This is a genomic window from Subtercola frigoramans, assembly GCF_016907385.1.
GTDB classification, from domain to species: Bacteria; Actinomycetota; Actinomycetes; order Actinomycetales; family Microbacteriaceae; genus Subtercola; species Subtercola frigoramans.
On the sequence record NZ_JAFBBU010000001.1, the window covers coordinates 2,239,191 to 2,253,522 of the forward strand.

The 14,332-nt window shown below is 63.4% G+C and carries 14 protein-coding genes; 5 read left to right on the forward strand and 9 right to left on the reverse strand.

All coding sequences use genetic code 11. From position 1 onward, the window contains the following. Positions 1 to 38: 38 nt before the first annotated feature. Genes JOE66_RS10475 through JOE66_RS10495 form a run of 5 tightly spaced genes read right to left on the reverse strand, consistent with a single transcriptional unit; the run spans position 39 to position 4,875 of the window. Entirely contained in the window at positions 39 to 959 is a 921-nt protein-coding gene (locus JOE66_RS10475; protein ID WP_205109227.1) for a siderophore-interacting protein, read from the reverse strand. After that, on the reverse strand, positions 949 to 1,749 hold the full coding sequence (locus JOE66_RS10480; RefSeq protein WP_307827158.1) for an ABC transporter ATP-binding protein: 801 nt from the start codon (positions 1,747 to 1,749) through the stop codon (positions 949 to 951). Before JOE66_RS10480 ends, JOE66_RS10475 begins: the two co-directional genes overlap by 11 nt. Beyond that, positions 1,746 to 2,801 (reverse strand): FecCD family ABC transporter permease, encoded by a 1,056-nt coding sequence (locus tag JOE66_RS10485; protein WP_205109229.1) that lies wholly within the window; start codon positions 2,799 to 2,801, stop codon positions 1,746 to 1,748. Before JOE66_RS10485 ends, JOE66_RS10480 begins: the two co-directional genes overlap by 4 nt. Then, complete coding sequence (locus JOE66_RS10490; RefSeq protein ID WP_205109231.1) at positions 2,798 to 3,817, reverse strand: FecCD family ABC transporter permease; 1,020 nt, start codon at positions 3,815 to 3,817, stop codon at positions 2,798 to 2,800. The genes JOE66_RS10485 and JOE66_RS10490 overlap by 4 nt, the downstream gene beginning before the upstream one ends. A 23-nt stretch (positions 3,818 to 3,840) precedes the next feature. Beyond that, positions 3,841 to 4,875 carry an iron-siderophore ABC transporter substrate-binding protein gene (locus JOE66_RS10495; protein ID WP_205109233.1) on the reverse strand — a complete coding sequence of 345 codons (1,035 nt, stop codon included), beginning with the start codon at positions 4,873 to 4,875 and terminating at the stop codon, positions 3,841 to 3,843. Positions 4,876 to 5,039: 164 nt separating this feature from the next. On the opposite strand from JOE66_RS10495, the gene JOE66_RS10500 reads away from it, so the two are divergent. Then, complete coding sequence (locus JOE66_RS10500; RefSeq protein ID WP_205109235.1) at positions 5,040 to 6,626, forward strand: AAA family ATPase; 1,587 nt, start codon at positions 5,040 to 5,042, stop codon at positions 6,624 to 6,626. A 41-nt stretch (positions 6,627 to 6,667) separates the two neighbouring features. Here the strand turns inward: JOE66_RS10500 and JOE66_RS10505 are convergent, their stop codons facing one another. Next, a complete protein-coding gene (locus JOE66_RS10505) occupies positions 6,668 to 6,982 on the reverse strand; it encodes a hypothetical protein (RefSeq protein ID WP_205109238.1) in 315 nt (104 codons plus the stop codon). A gap of 103 nt (positions 6,983 to 7,085) precedes the next feature. Between JOE66_RS10505 and JOE66_RS10510 the strand changes: the two genes are divergently transcribed. Further along, a complete protein-coding gene (locus JOE66_RS10510; protein ID WP_205109240.1) occupies positions 7,086 to 7,586 on the forward strand; it encodes a GNAT family N-acetyltransferase in 501 nt (166 codons plus the stop codon). A 20-nt stretch (positions 7,587 to 7,606) separates the two neighbouring features. Here the strand turns inward: JOE66_RS10510 and JOE66_RS10515 are convergent, their stop codons facing one another. Next, a complete protein-coding gene (locus JOE66_RS10515) occupies positions 7,607 to 8,563 on the reverse strand; it encodes an IS1595 family transposase (protein WP_372435488.1) in 957 nt (318 codons plus the stop codon). A gap of 210 nt (positions 8,564 to 8,773) precedes the next feature. Between JOE66_RS10515 and JOE66_RS10520 the strand changes: the two genes are divergently transcribed. Then, positions 8,774 to 9,610, forward strand: a complete 837-nt coding sequence (locus JOE66_RS10520) for an alpha/beta fold hydrolase (RefSeq protein WP_205109244.1) — start codon at positions 8,774 to 8,776, stop codon at positions 9,608 to 9,610. Between the two features lie 43 nt (positions 9,611 to 9,653). Further along, positions 9,654 to 10,202, forward strand: coding sequence for a TetR-like C-terminal domain-containing protein (locus JOE66_RS10525; protein ID WP_205111877.1), 549 nt, complete (start codon positions 9,654 to 9,656; stop codon positions 10,200 to 10,202). A gap of 706 nt (positions 10,203 to 10,908) precedes the next feature. Here the strand turns inward: JOE66_RS10525 and JOE66_RS10530 are convergent. Continuing rightward, positions 10,909 to 11,673 carry a hypothetical protein gene (locus JOE66_RS10530; RefSeq protein ID WP_205109245.1) on the reverse strand — a complete coding sequence of 255 codons (765 nt, stop codon included), beginning with the start codon at positions 11,671 to 11,673 and terminating at the stop codon, positions 10,909 to 10,911. Further along, on the reverse strand, positions 11,670 to 12,677 hold the full coding sequence (locus JOE66_RS10535; RefSeq protein WP_205109247.1) for a winged helix-turn-helix domain-containing protein: 1,008 nt from the start codon (positions 12,675 to 12,677) through the stop codon (positions 11,670 to 11,672). The genes JOE66_RS10530 and JOE66_RS10535 overlap by 4 nt, the downstream gene beginning before the upstream one ends. A gap of 906 nt (positions 12,678 to 13,583) precedes the next feature. On the opposite strand from JOE66_RS10535, the gene JOE66_RS10540 reads away from it, so the two are divergent. After that, positions 13,584 to 14,309, forward strand: coding sequence for a hypothetical protein (locus tag JOE66_RS10540; protein ID WP_205109249.1), 726 nt, complete (start codon positions 13,584 to 13,586; stop codon positions 14,307 to 14,309). Positions 14,310 to 14,332 lie beyond the last annotated feature (23 nt).

Here is a 14,332-nt window from a genome sequence, read left to right on the forward strand (position 1 = left end):
TCGCCTTCACCACGGCTTCGCGCAGCACTAAGCGCGAACTACCCGCGCATCGCGACACCCTTGCGCCAGTACCCCATGAAGGCGACCTGCGAGCGCGAAACACCGAGGTCTTTCACGAGATGCCGCCGCAGGGTGGTGACGACACCACTCTCCCCCGCGATCCAGTAGTAGCGCTCCGCCGGGTGCCCGCCGTCGCCGAGCGACTCACCCAGGCCGGAGTACGTCGGGGTCTCCCAAAGCAGCTCGTCTCCCGGCGACTGTTCCGTGCAGCTCTGGATGCCCGCACCGAGGTAGTCGAGCACCGCGAGCTGCAACGCTCCCCCGTGTGGCAACTCGGCTCGAGGCAACCACCGCACCTCGACACCAGCCGGGGCGTCGATCGCCAGCACATCGTCGTGGTGTGGCACCTCGATGAAGGCGACCCCGCGCACCGCGCGATCAGCGTCGCCGAGAATCCTGGCGATCGCCGGTGCCGCCGTCTCGTCTCCGGCCAGCACCACCGTGCCTGCGGAGCCGGGCGAGTATTCGATGCCACCTCCGTCAGTTCGGCCCCTCCGCGGGCCGAGAAGGAGAATGTGATCGCCGACGGCAGCATCGTTCGCCCAGCTCGATGCCGGCCCGCTCGCCTCCGGGTCGAGGTGCAGCACGAAATCGATGACGACGGTTGTTGTGCCACCATCGACGACGAGGTCACGAATCGAGTAGGTGCGAATCGATCCTCTGGAGTCTTCAGGCAACGCCAGCCATTCCTGGTACCAGCCCGCGTCGCCGCTCAGGCTCGGAAGCTCCCCGGAGGCAGCCGGGAAGATGAGCTTGATGCGCTGGTCGAACACCTGGCCGGGGGTACCCACGTCGTCAAGGTCGCTGCCGCGGAACCCGATCCGAATGAAACTCGGCGAGAGCCTGTCGACGGTCGCGACCCGCACCCGGGCCAGAACGAACGGTGATTCAGAGGACATGGTGTCTCCCACTCGGTAGTACCAACGGTTTTCCAGAAACAGGGTCGGTGATGATGCTGCTGTCGAGCCCGAAGACGTCACGGACGAGCTCGGTCGTGACCACGTGGGCCGGTGCACCTGCGGCATGCACTCGACCATCGCGCATGGCCACGAGTTCGTCGGCATAGCGGGCAGCGAGATTGAGGTCGTGCAGCACCATGACGATCGTCGTGCCGCGCTCACGGTTGAGATCGGTGAGCAGGTCGAGTACCTCCACCTGGTGCGCGAGATCGAGAAAAGTCGTCGGCTCGTCGAGCAGCAGGATGTCGGTCTCCTGGGCCAGGGCCATGGCGATCCACACCCGCTGCTGCTGGCCACCCGACAACTCGTCCACGGACCGGTCGGCGAGGTCTGCAATACCGGTTGCGTCGAGCGCCGCTGCCACGGCCTCGTAGTCTGTGACACTCCATCGCGCGAGCAACTTCTGGTGAGGATGCCTTCCACGACCGACAAGATCGGTCACCACGATTCCTTCGGGCGCGACGGGTCGCTGCGGCAGTAGTCCGAGCGTGCGGGCGACGGTCTTCGATGGCTGCGAGCGCAACTCTCGTCCGTCGAGCAGTACCCGCCCCCTGCTTAGTGGAATGAGCCGGGCGAGCGCACGGAGAAGAGTGGATTTGCCGCATCCATTCGCCCCGACGATCGCCGTGATCCTTCCGGGAGCGATGGCGAGGTCAAGGGCCTCGGCGACAACACGATCGCCGTACGCGAGGGTGATCGATTCGGCCGAGAGTCGGTGCAGCGTGGTCACAAGGAGCCTCCGGATCGATTCGTTCGAATCAATAGGTACACGAGGTACGGCGCACCGACGACTCCGGTGATGACTCCCACCGGGAAGCGGTTGTCGAAGGCGAACTGCGCCACGAGATCGGCAACGAGCACGAGCAGGGCGCCGATGAGACCTGCCGGCAGGGTCAACGACCCGCCCGCACCGATGATGCGCGCAGCGACCGGGCCGGCCATGAAGGCCACGAAGGCGACGGGGCCGGTCGCGGCAGTTGCGAACGCCAGCAGGCCCACTGCCGCAAGGATGAGTAGAACCCGAGACCGCCGCACACCAACGCCGAGCGAGGCCGCGGTGTCGTCGCCCAGCCGGAGGGGGGCGACGCTCCGTTCCTGCCCGAGCAGAAGGGGTAGCAGTACGGCGCACGAGATCGCCAGGGTGATCACACTGGGCCAGCTTGCACCGTTCAGGCTGCCAGTGAGCCAGCGCATCGCCAGCTGCAGGTCCCAGGTCGCCGCACGCGAGAGAACGTAGGAGATGACACTGTCGAGCATTGCGGCAACACCGATGCCGATGAGAATGAGCCGCGCACCCGCAAACCCCCGCCGGTTCGCCAGCAGGTAGATCGTCGCGGCCGTCACGAGCGCACCGCCGAGCGCGAGAAACGACACCGCCGTCTCGCTCAGCGAGAAGACGACGATGCCGATGACAGCCGCCGCACTCGCCCCAGAACTGATGCCGATGATGTCGGGTGAGGCGAGCGGGTTGCGCAGCATGGTCTGGAACGTGACGCCGGCGACTCCGAAGCACAGGCCCGCGAGCATCCCGAGCACCGCCCGTGGCAGGCGCAGCTCACCCACGGCGAAGGATGCCCCACTCACGTGTTCTCCGAGAATCACGCGCATCACAGTGCCGAGGCCGTACACCGTGTTGCCGACCATCAGGCTCACCACGAAGACCGCCAGCACGAGCACGGCGAGGATCGTCAGAACGACGGCCCGACGGCGAGCGCGCGAGCGGCGGCCGGCGATCACGAGAGCAGCTGTCGAGGAGGTGACGAGGGTGGCGGGCGCGGTCACAGTTCGCGCACTTTCTGCCGCCGCACGATCCAGATGAAGAACGGGGCGCCGATCACCGCGGTGATGATTCCCACGTCGATCTCCTGCGGGCGGGCGACCACGCGGCCGATCACGTCGGCCATGACCAGCAACGCGGCACCGGCCAGCGCAGAGAAGGGCAGCAGCCAACGCTGGTCGGTGCCCACGAGCATCCGACAGAAATGCGGTACGACAAGACCGAGGAAGCCGATCGGGCCGGCGATCGCGGTGGCCGCCCCGCACAGGATGACCGCCCCCGCCGACGAGACGAGCCTGGTGCGGAACACGCTTTCGCCGAGACCTGCCGCGAGATCGTCGCCGAGCCCGAGGGTGTTCATGCCGCGTGCCGAGAGCAGGCAGACCAGCAACCCGCAGGCGAAGAACGGCACGAGGATGCCGATGCGCTCCCAGGTCGCCCCTCCCACGCCGCCGATCTGCCAGAAACGGAAGGTGGAGAGGATGTCGGCGCGGGGCAGCAGAATCGCGCTGATGAGCGAGCCCAGTGTTGCCGAGATGGCCGCACCGGCAAGAGCGAGCTTCAACGGCGTCGCGCCGCCTCGCCCGGCTGAGCCGACGGTGTAGACGAAGACGGCCGCTGCGGCTGCACCGGCTATCGCCATCCAGATGAAGACGAAGGGGTCTGACATGCCGAAGAAGGCGATTCCGGTGACCACGGCGAGCGCCGCGCCGCTCGAGACGCCGAGGATGCCCGGATCGGCGAGCGGGTTACGGGTGACGGCCTGCATGGTGGCACCAGAGACGGCGAGCGCCGCGCCCACCACCAGGGCGAGCACCGTTCGGGGGACGCGCTTCACGATCGCCGCCTCAGCGATTCCGGTGGTGTCTCCGCCGAGCGCAGAGACGAGCTCGTCGACGGAGACGATCCGCGTGCCGAAGACGAGGGACACCAGCGCCAGCAGGGCCAGCACGATGATTCCCACCCCGAGCCAGGCGAGCCTGACGAACGTCGGGCGCCGCAGTTCGGCGACCCCGGGCATCCGTACAATCGGCTCTGCCCGGCTCACGCCGCCGGAACCGGTGCCACCGCGGCGCCGAGGAGGGCGAAGTAGTCGTCGATGCCCCATCCGATCGACAGCGGTGACGGGTTGGCCGACGCGGCCAGGGGCGTCGAGTTCTGCAGCACGGCGATGCGGCCGTTTGCGATGGCCGGGATCTTCGACAGCAGGGGGTCGGCCTGCAGCTGTGCGATGATCGCACCGTCGGCGTCGCCGTAGGTCACGAACACGTCGACATCGGCGAATCGATCGGCCTCTTCAGAACTGACTGTCGTGTAGAACTCGTCTGTACCGGCCGATGCCTCGGCGACCACGGTCGGCAGGGGCATGCCCAGCGATGCCAGGAACCCGGGGCGGGTGTCGTTGCTCGTGTAGAAGCCGATCTGGCTGAGGTCAGACGGGTCGATGTACGAGAAGAGCAGCTTCGAATCCTTCAGGGACGGGTTCTTCGCGAGCGTCGCTGCGATCGTGGCGTCGAGGTCAGTGGTGAGCTTCTCCCCCTCGCTCGCCAGGCCGAGCGCCGTCGAATTCATGCGGATCATGTCGTTCATCGACGTGCCCCACGCCACACCGGGGTACGCGACGACCGGAGCGATCTTCGAGAGCGTGTCGTACTCCTCCCGGGTGATTCCCGAGTAGCTGGCCAGAATCACGTCAGGCTTGGTGTCGGCCACCGCCTCGAAATCGATTCCATCTGTCTCGTCGAAGAGAACCGGGGTTTCGGCACCGAGCTCCGTGAGCTTGTCTTCCACCCACGGCAAGACGCCGTCGTTGTCGTCGTCGCCCCAGGTCGCCTTGCTCATGCCGACCGGCACTATGCCCAGCGCAAGGGGCACCTCGTGGTTGGCCCACGCGACGGTGGCGACCCGCTCAGGCTTCTTCTCGATCGTCGTCGCGCCATAGACGTGCTCGATGGTCACGGGGAACGCGCCGGCTGTGCTTGTCGTGGCCGGTTCGCTGGGCGGCGAGGCAGAGCACGCGGCAAGGGAGAGGGCGATGGTCGTCGCGGCAATGAGGCCGACGGTGCGGAGGTGACTCAAGTCGTTCCTTTGGTTAGGGTTGGCTTACTTAGGTAAGGCTACCCTTAACGCTCACGAGTCGACAACCACCTGACAGCTCCGCTCCACATCCCGGCCCCGGCTGCGCAGCCCACGATCTGACTACGATTGGCAGGCGGGAGCGAATCTCCCCGGAACGGAATTCGATGCCGAAGAAGAAGTTCGAACGTGACGTACTGCGGTCCTTCAAGAAGTTCATGGACGTCGCCATCGCCTCAGCCGACAGCACGGGCGAAGCGAAACTGACCCCCCTGGGCGAGCGCGTGTCTGCGCACCTGGGCCAGAACGCTTCCACACTCCCCGTGGTCTCAGAGTCGATCGCCGATCATCGTCTCATCGATGCCGACATCGCTCTCGATGCCCTGTCTGGCGCAGCTCCCGGAGGCGACGACATCACCCCGTTATCTGGCGTGAGCGGTGGCCAGCAACGCTTTCACTCCACCATGTCTGAACTTCTCTCGAACCCCCACACCCGCTTCGGCCAGGGGCCCGTCGACTTCACGTCCCGGCCGACCGGGCCGGACTCGACACGGCAGGTGGTTGCCTTCGGGCTCCGTCTGCTGGGCTTCAAGGGTGAGCCTGTTGCGATCATCCAGAGGGCAGCGAACCCCCAGTTCGGTCGCAACGAAGCCGAACTCGAAATCATGGCAGGCTCCGCGAGGCTCGTCACCGAATTTCTCGCCGAATTGAGGCGACTGATGATCGAGCACAGTGTGCTCCGCCGCCAGGTGCTGTCGTTCGTCGGTTCCCAGTTCGGCGGCAGCGCAGGCGTGACGTTCCTCCCCCGGCCCGCAGTGACGGCAGATTCGATCATCCTGCCCGAAGGTGTGCTCGAGACGGTCGTCGAGCACGTGGTGGGCATCGGCGAGCAACGCGACACGCTTCTCGCTTCGGGGCAGCACCTCAAACGCGGTGTTCTGCTGTTCGGCCCTCCCGGAACCGGGAAGACGCTGACCGTACGACACCTGCTCAGTCGCACACCCGACATCACCGCCGTTCTGCTGACCGGATCGAGCATCGCGCACATCGGGGCCGCCGCCGAGATCGCGAGAACGTTCCAGCCGTCGATCGTCGTACTCGAAGACATCGACCTCGTCGCCATGGAGCGCCACATCTCACCCCAGCCACTGCTCTTCGAAGTTCTCGACGCACTCGATGGGCTCGAGGGTGATGCCGATGTCGCGTTCGTGATGACAACCAACCGCGTCGAGGTACTCGAACGTGCCCTTGCCGAGCGACCCGGCCGGGTCGACCTCGCGGTCGAGATCGAGCTCCCCGGCCCGCGCGAACGCCAGCGGCTGTTCCAGCGTTACGCCAACGACCTGCCCTTCAGCCGCGAGGCCCTCGATGACGCGGCTGAGCGTTCGGAGGGTGTGACCGGGTCATTCGCCAAGGAACTCATCCGTCGCGCCGTGCTTCGAGCCGCCCTGCGCGACGAAACGGTCACCGACGCCGACCTGAACACCGCTCTGGATGACCTTCTATCCGCCCGCGAATCCCTCACTCGGCACCTCCTCGGTGCTGGCGGCCAGGCTGCGGCGGGGTGGGAGCCCGAACCGGAGACGTTCGCCTTCGGCGGCGAGCCCTTCATCGGCACAATCTCGAGCTCGCCCGGATTCGCTTCCAGTATCGAATACTCCACAGACGGCGGCGCTTCCTACACCGAGCCTCCCCAATACACCGAGCCTGCCGTCCACACCGCACCTCCCGCGGAGGACAACATCGAACAATGACGTTTCTGCTCAGCTCCGATCGTCACCACTGCTGAATGCCGTCACTGCTGGGCACGCCGTTCGACCGACGAAGCCCACACCCAGGCCTGGTGCCGCCCTCCGTCGGCAGCCTTCCACGAGACGTGCACAGCCTTGTCTGTCCACTCGAACGCATCGGCCTCCGCCTGCACCGCCGTCTCAGGAAATCGCACCCACGCAAGCACGGGGATCACTGACACCGCCTGCTTGATCGGGTGATTGGCGACGTCGAGTTCTGCGGCGGTCAGGGTCACCGGCGTCGGTCTGGGAACAGCCTGGTCGATCCGTTCACTCATGCGGCGATCGACGGCTGCGGAGTAGCGCTTGTTTGTGCCCATACAGAAACACTAGAACATATGTACCGGGTATCTGCTTAGGTCAAGTCAGCGGCGAGGTTCCTGCCAAACTTGGGTTTGTTTTAGGTTCAGCTAACGTGTTGACATGCCTCCTCCAGATACCCTGCGGCTTCGATTTCGTCAGATGGCGTCATCCGATCTTGATGCAATGGCCGGATTGCTGGGTGACCCGAAAGTCATGCAGTTCTATCCGATGCCGAAAACGCGGGACCAGGCCGCAACATGGATTGCTTGGAACGAGAAGAACTACACCGACCATGGGTATGGCCTCTGGATCATCGAGACGCTAGCCGGCGACTTCGTCGGCGACTGCGGCCTGACCTGGCAAGACGTCAACGGCGTCAGCAAGCTCGAAGTGGGGTATCACGTCGGAACTGTGTGGCAGGGTCGCGGCTTCGCGACCGAGGCCGCCGCCGCGTGCCGCGACTTCGCGCGCGAGCTCGGCGGGGTTCCGGAACTGGTCGCAATTATTCATCCCGAGAATCGCGCATCGGAGCGGGTCGCAGAGAAGATCGGGATGCGACGCATCGAGGACGACCGCGGAGGACACCTGCCCACCCGGAGAGTACTCAGCCTGCGGTTGTAACCGCCCGGAAAGTACTTTGGCTAGGCATCTCCATTAGTACGTTTGGCGGCGATGATCGTTGGCAAAGGTGCAGGGTTCGTGCGCATGGCTTGTTCGAGGAGACGGTAAAACAGCAGGCCTCGGCTGCGGGATGCGCGGCGGTTGAATCGGAAGGTGAACTCGTCTAGGTAGTAGCCTAGGTGGTCGTTGCTGATGCCCTGGTGGAGGGTGCCTTCGAGCCAGCGCTTGAGTAACGAGGCAACGGTGTGCACGCCGTAGAGGGATACGTGGGCGGGGACCTTCGAGCCGAGTTCTACGTGACGCTCGTGCTCGTATCCGAGCTTTGCGAGGCGCTTGAGCTCTTGCGCTCCGTCCGTACGGATCAGGGCGCCGGGGTCGATGACACGTTGTGCGAAGCTGATCAGCTGCAAGCTCTCGCCGGGGCTTGGCTCGAGCCGTATTCGGCCCAGCCGCTTGACGCCGAGCATCTCGGCAGCGACCATTACCCCCACCTTTGTGCTGCTTCGGCCCGAATTTCCGCGGCTTATCCCGCCCACATAGGTTTCGTCTAGCTCGACCACACCCTGCAGCAGCCCCCGGCCGGGCACGACCATCGCCCGACGGAACTTGTGCATCCAGACCCACGCCGTCTCATATGACCGCAGCCCGAGCACCCGCTGCAGCCCCTGCGCGGAGACTCCGGTTTTTTGCGAGGTGATGTACCACGCGGCGTGAAACCACATCCGCAACGGCGAGCGGGTCCGATCAAAGATCGTGCCCGCCGTCACGCTCGTTTGCCGTCCACACGCCCGACACATCCATAAGCCGCCCGCGATCCGCCACGCCTGCCCACTCACACCACACCTCGGGCAGACAAAGCCGTCCGGCCATCGCAGACCCGTCAAGAACTTCAAGCACGCATCATCGGTCGCGAACCAATCCTGAAACTCCAGAATCGTCTGCGGATAATCCACCCCACCGACCAAACGCTCGACCATATCCGCGAGCATACCCGGAGAACTTGACCTAAGCAGATACCCAGTACATATGTTCGAAAGAATGGCAACGGATGCTCGCTCGAACACGAGAGGCAAAGACGACGTGGCTCGCGAGCACGACAGCCGAGGCAAGGCGCATGGCATCCAGCGAGACAAATTGCCGTCATTTGGCTATTGACATTAGCTTTCAAGAGATAAAGACTAGCTTTTATGACCTCCTCAAGCACAACCCAGACCCCGTCAACCCGATACATCACCCGGCCAGAGGGCCGCATCGCCTACGACGTACAGGGCACTGGGCCTGTCGTGGTGCTCGTCCCCGGCATGGGTGACCTTCGTGCCGGCTACCGTTTCCTGGCACCGCAGCTCATCGCTGCCGGTTATACCGTCGCCACGACCGACCTTCGCGGCCACGGCGACAGCGACACGACGTTCTCGTCCTACGGCGATCCAGAGACTGCGGGCGACATTGAAGCGCTCATCGACGAGTTGGGCGGTAAGGCCGTCATCGGCGGCAACTCGCTTGCTGCGGGCGCGGCTGTCATCGTCGCGGCCGAGCACCCCGCGAAGGTGACTGGTCTTGTGTTGTTCGGGCCGTTCGTCCGTAATCCTCCTACGTCTGCCTTCATGGCGTGGCTGTTCCGCACGATGATGGCACCGCTGTGGGTGGCTTCGATGTGGAAGGCCTACATGCCGACCCTCTACAAGGGCAAGAAGCCAGCCGATTTCAACGAATACCGCTCTGCGGTCATCGCGAGCCTCAGACGTCCCGGCTACGGCAAAGCGTTCTCGCTCACCACAAACCAGACCACGCACGACCCGGCTGAGGCGCGGCTCGACGATGTCACTGCACCCGCGATCGTCATCATGGGCGACAGCGACCCAGACTTCACAGACCCCGCAGGCGAAGCGAAATGGGTCGGCCAGAAGCTGAACGCCCAGGTTGTCATGGTGCCCGACGCCGGTCATTACCCCCAGTCCCAGCAGCCCGAGATCACCACGCCGGCCGTGCTGGGCTTCCTCCGGGCGGTGGCTCCCCGTGCCTAGGGCCGGCCTGACCCGCGAAAGCGTCGTCGAGACTGCCGCGATCATGGCAGACGAAATCGGGCTCAACTCCCTCACCCTCGCTGCCCTGGCCGAACGCCTGGGCGTCAAGCAACCGTCGCTGTACAAGCACATCGATTCGCTCGCGGGACTGCACCGGAGTGTCTCGCTCCTCGCGAAGCGTGAACTCGGCGCTGCGGTCTCGCGGGCCGCTGTGGGCCGCTCGGGCGCCGACGCGATCTTCGCAATGTCGCACGCGTACCGCAACTGGGCGCTCCTTCATCCCGGCCGGTACGACGTGACCCAGACACCGCCCGCCCCGGGCGACATCGATGACGAGAACACGATGATGGCGGCCATCCAGGTCATCGCCGACGTGCTCAGCGCCTACGACCTGGAAGGCGACGACTCGGTCGACGCCATCCGGGCCCTCCGCTCGATCCTCCACGGGTTCATCTCCCTCGAGACGGCCGGAGGGTTTGCGCTCAAGGCCGACATCGACCGAAGTTTCGACCGCCTGATCCACGGCTTCACCGTCGCCCTCGGCCAGTGGACAGACCCCATCGACCTTGGCCTCAACGAAGCCCGAATCTGACCGACGCCGCGCGCTCTAGACGTCGCGCACGGCGCCCGGAGCCTGATTACCAAGTTCCCGAGCACCACTGACCAGTTCTCCGCGGTGAAATTCGAAGCCGTCACCGTGGCGCGAGGTCTTCAACGTGCTGGTGAGAAACACGGACGACCACGCGCGAAACCACGCCGCATGTCTGGAACGATAAGCAACCAACACTCAAACCCGCCTAGGACATGGGAGACGAACCCATCAGTGTGCGACCATCGTTATCATGACGCTGCCACCAGATGCTCAACCGTCATCTTCAAGACCCGCCCTCTCACAGGTGCAACTGCGTGTGTCGGGAAAGGCGATCGTTTCACTTGCGGTGCTATCCGCGGTGATTGTTGTCGCGGGCCCGGTTTACGTAGGAATGCCGGCGACGGTAGGGCTGTCTGCTAGCGAAGGCTGGGCGAAACTCCTCGCTAACGGTGCGGGGAGCATCATCGCCCTTGCCATCGCCTGGGCAGTTTGCCTCGTCGCAATTGTCTCGTGCCCTCATTGAAGCCGCGGTGGCCGAAGCGAATTGGAGACCGTGGCTGGCGCGGCCCGGCCGATTCTCGACAGTGTGAAGGAATCAGAAGGTTAGCTGGCCCGGGTTGTACGCTGGCTTGCCCGATCGTTAGTTGTCTATTTCGATTCGAAAATGATAGGCACCCGGGCGACTGTAATTGCCCACTTCCGGTTGCTACCGCGGATCGGTGACGAGCCTTCGGATCAGTGCAGCGAGTCGCTCTTGCGGGATCCCCGCCTCGCGAACCAGTGCACTTGTTCGAGCCCTGTCCGCGATGTTGTGGAGAATGCGGCCAGTGTCGAGTCGGGTGCCCTGAAGGCGACCGCGCAATGTCCATGCACCGATGTCATCCTCGTCGTAGGAGTTCGCAACGCCCAGCAGGTTGTAGAGGTCTGTAAGGTCCTTCGCTGCCGCTCGTGACGTCGTCGCGTAGGCCTTCAGGGTGACCGCGAGCTCGACCGGTGGGACACGGATAAGGAACTCATGGCGGCTTCCATCGGTAAGCATGACGCCGACATCGAGGAGGACTGGTTCGGTTGCCAAAGCCCGCATGAGGCCCGGAGCTGCGTCGAAGCCGCGGCCTCCGTGTTCTGCTACAACGAACTCGCTGGTCCCGGACGGAACGAGCAGGTCGATCTCGAGCGGTCCCTTTGCATAGTGGTTGCCGCTCACGTCGATGTATCCCGCGTCCGTCAGTGCACGATGTATGTGCCCAGAGGCGGCGATGGATGTCGAGATGGCGGCGTCCGCGTCAGCCGTGCGCCGGACGATGGCTTCCGCAACCGGGAATGCCGCCAGCAGCAAGCTGGCCATCTGCCCGCCGACGACACGGACATCGTTGAGGTGCTCGGTGATGCGGGCCACGTCTTCCAATGCCAGATAGGCGGCGTCGTCGGCATTGGAGGTCGCAACCGTCTCAACTGAGCGTCGGATCTTCACGATCGTCCGCCCGTAAGGACCAGATCACGGATCCGTTCGATGGCCTCGTCCGCGTCGGGGCCGCCCGTGCGCCTGACATCCCATGCCGCGATAACGGGGTCGACTGTCGAAATGTCGCCTCGTTGCGACCACGACGCCGCGGTTGCCCAGATGGTGTGGTCCGTTGGAACGGTGAATGTGAGCGTGGCACGCTCATCGGTGGTCTGTGCGAAGCCGAGCTTGCCCAAAGCCATCCCTGACGCGGCGTATACGACAGCACGCGCAGGAACTCGCCACGGCGCCAACTGATCAGCGGCGGAATCTCCAGAGACTAGGATTTGGACTCCAGCGGATGCACCGGCGGCCGCCACCGAATTCGATTGGTCAGTGACAGCGTCCAGCCCATACCAGTATGTGGTGATCCCTCCCGGACCCGCGTACTCCGCCATGAACGCATGCCAGAGTGCTAAGCGATCTGTCGCCCTCCACCCAGAGGGCGATCTGACGACAAGGCCCTCGAGTATGCTGTTCGACTTGGACACAGCAGACTGCGTCACGCCAGCTTCTTCCGCCAGCTCGAGCTGGGATCGGGGCTTTTCGTTGAGGAGGTAGGCACGCATGATTGCCCAGCGACCCCACGGGTTGCGTCGACGGCCAGGCACAGTTGGCGCATGGGTCTTGGCGATCGCGTCGGGTGAGTGAATTTCCTTGCGGTTCCAAATAACGAGTCGATTCCCGAGTGACACGACGCCCAATCGCCGATCACGCTTCGCGGCGTCGATGAGGCCGCGGCTCGCGATCGGCACGACGATCAAGACGCGCTCGTGGGCGTTCTCAAGAAGCCGCAGAGCGTCCCACTCGTAGATCGTCTTCTGCCGTACCTTGACGTCCACGACAGCGGTCTCGCCGTCGCGGCTCACGAGAAGGTCGACGCCCCGACGCTCATGGGGACGCGCTGACACGTCGAAGCCGGCAGCGACGAGCACCTCAACTGCGTCAGACTCGGTAATCGTCGAAGTCGGCATATTCCTCTGTATATTCTTCTTAGTGAGATATCTCACTATAACTACTAGAGAGTTTCTCCACTAGAAGGAATAAGCCGAACGGACCGGAGCGTTTGATGGGGTAGTCACATCTCCTAAATCAAAAAGTCTCGGAAACCCTTGAGTTTCCGAGACGTTTTGTCGGCCTGCTGAAACGGTACTGCAAACAATTACACCGAACCCAGCAAATTCAGGAGCTCGTACGCCTCGCTGCCAGCTCAGCCAGGTCAGGTCGGTCAAGAAGTGCTTCATCCACACCTCATCGACGCGAACGAGACAGTGACTTCGTTGAGGCACTCATCCGAAGCTACGTTGGAGGAGCCTCGACGTATGCCATCGCAGCGCAATTTGGAATCCGACGGAACACAGTCCGTGACACGCTCCGACGGAACGGCGTTGCTATATCGGGGGGCAAGGTCGCCAAGCTCTCCCATGACGAGAAGCTCGAAATCCAAGAGCTGAAACGAGCAGGCGAAACACTAAAATCACTGAGCGAACGATTTGACGTCAGCGAGAGCACCCTCAAACGAGCCCTCGCAACTGGGCAACCACAGCCGTCGATCAATCCCCCGGCGTAGCCGGAGTCCCCACCCTGCTCGATATCGCGGCGGTCGTGTGAGGAGAGGCGCAGCTCCTAACATCAAATTGCTGCGTCTCGTGCCCTCACCGATTGGGCAACGCTTCAGCACACTTTGTGACCGAGCTCAACAAACACCGCGACGGTGCGTCAATCGTAGCGATGCACACAAAGGCTTGCATGCGGACTGAGCATTACTGAGTCACCCATCAGCTCCAATATGCTGATGTCGACGACAGATCATCCTTGCGAGAGAGCTGGAATGACAGAATCAGCCAAGCCTTCGCCGGCTCCTAATAAGAATAGGCACGGTGCTTGTCGTATTGGCTGCGATAGTGACGGTGCTTGGATACTTCTGGCCAACTCCCGCACAAAACATGGTCGATAAGCCTGTTCCGGCAGCAGTCGGTTCCGCTGCACCCTCAGATGCTTCTGCCGTACCTTCACCGGCACCCACGACTTATCACGGTGGATATGGTCCCGAGAGAGACACTTTTACCTCAGAGCACTCCGCTCCGTATGCAGTATTGAATTCGATTACAGACAATCCAGACATTGGCGACGAGCGAAACTTTGTTCGCGTGAAATTGGCTGACAGTACTGGGAACTTTGGGGAATTCGTGCGAGCGAAACCTGGCGATCAGATTGAGCTTCTGGTCTGCGTATTCGACGACGCTAGCGATGGGTTAGCAGGGTCCGCGAGCACGATCCACGGTCTCTATGCGAAATTCTCCTGGCCATCTCCGGGCACCGATTCGTCGATCGGTGTGACGCTGGGAGGCAAAAATGCAACTCAGGTCTGGGATGGAGCGACGATCATTTCGGACGAGCCCGTTAGCCTCAGCATACTGAGCGACTCAGCAACGATGCGTACGAACGCGGGAGATTTCAACGTGCCCATAGTCGGAGACTACGTGAGCGAGTTGCCCGTCGGTTGGTCATCCCCCGACGGAGAGTTTCCGGTCGGATACTCCTCAGACGGCAAGTACCGCGGATCTGGCTACTTAACATTGCGGGTCGAGGTAAACAAGGCTTAGGGGGTTCATCAATCTAACGGTCG

Bases quoted from the DNA above. Each gene is read 5' to 3' on its own strand.
- JOE66_RS10535 (WP_205109247.1), bottom strand. From the start codon at position 12,677: ATGCCGACTTCGACGATTACCGAGTCTGACGCAGTTGAGGTGCTCGTC.
- JOE66_RS10490 (WP_205109231.1), bottom strand. From the start codon at position 3,817: ATGCCCGGGGTCGCCGAACTGCGGCGCCCGACGTTCGTCAGGCTCGCC.
- JOE66_RS10515 (WP_372435488.1), bottom strand. From the start codon at position 8,563: ATGGTCGAGCGTTTGGTCGGTGGGGTGGATTATCCGCAGACGATTCTG.
- JOE66_RS10475 (WP_205109227.1), bottom strand. From the start codon at position 959: ATGTCCTCTGAATCACCGTTCGTTCTGGCCCGGGTGCGGGTCGCGACC.
- JOE66_RS10510 (WP_205109240.1), top strand. From the start codon at position 7,086: ATGCCTCCTCCAGATACCCTGCGGCTTCGATTTCGTCAGATGGCGTCA.
- JOE66_RS10525 (WP_205111877.1), top strand. From the start codon at position 9,654: ATGGCAGACGAAATCGGGCTCAACTCCCTCACCCTCGCTGCCCTGGCC.
- JOE66_RS10505 (WP_205109238.1), bottom strand. From the start codon at position 6,982: ATGGGCACAAACAAGCGCTACTCCGCAGCCGTCGATCGCCGCATGAGT.
- JOE66_RS10520 (WP_205109244.1), top strand. From the start codon at position 8,774: ATGACCTCCTCAAGCACAACCCAGACCCCGTCAACCCGATACATCACC.
- JOE66_RS10500 (WP_205109235.1), top strand. From the start codon at position 5,040: ATGCCGAAGAAGAAGTTCGAACGTGACGTACTGCGGTCCTTCAAGAAG.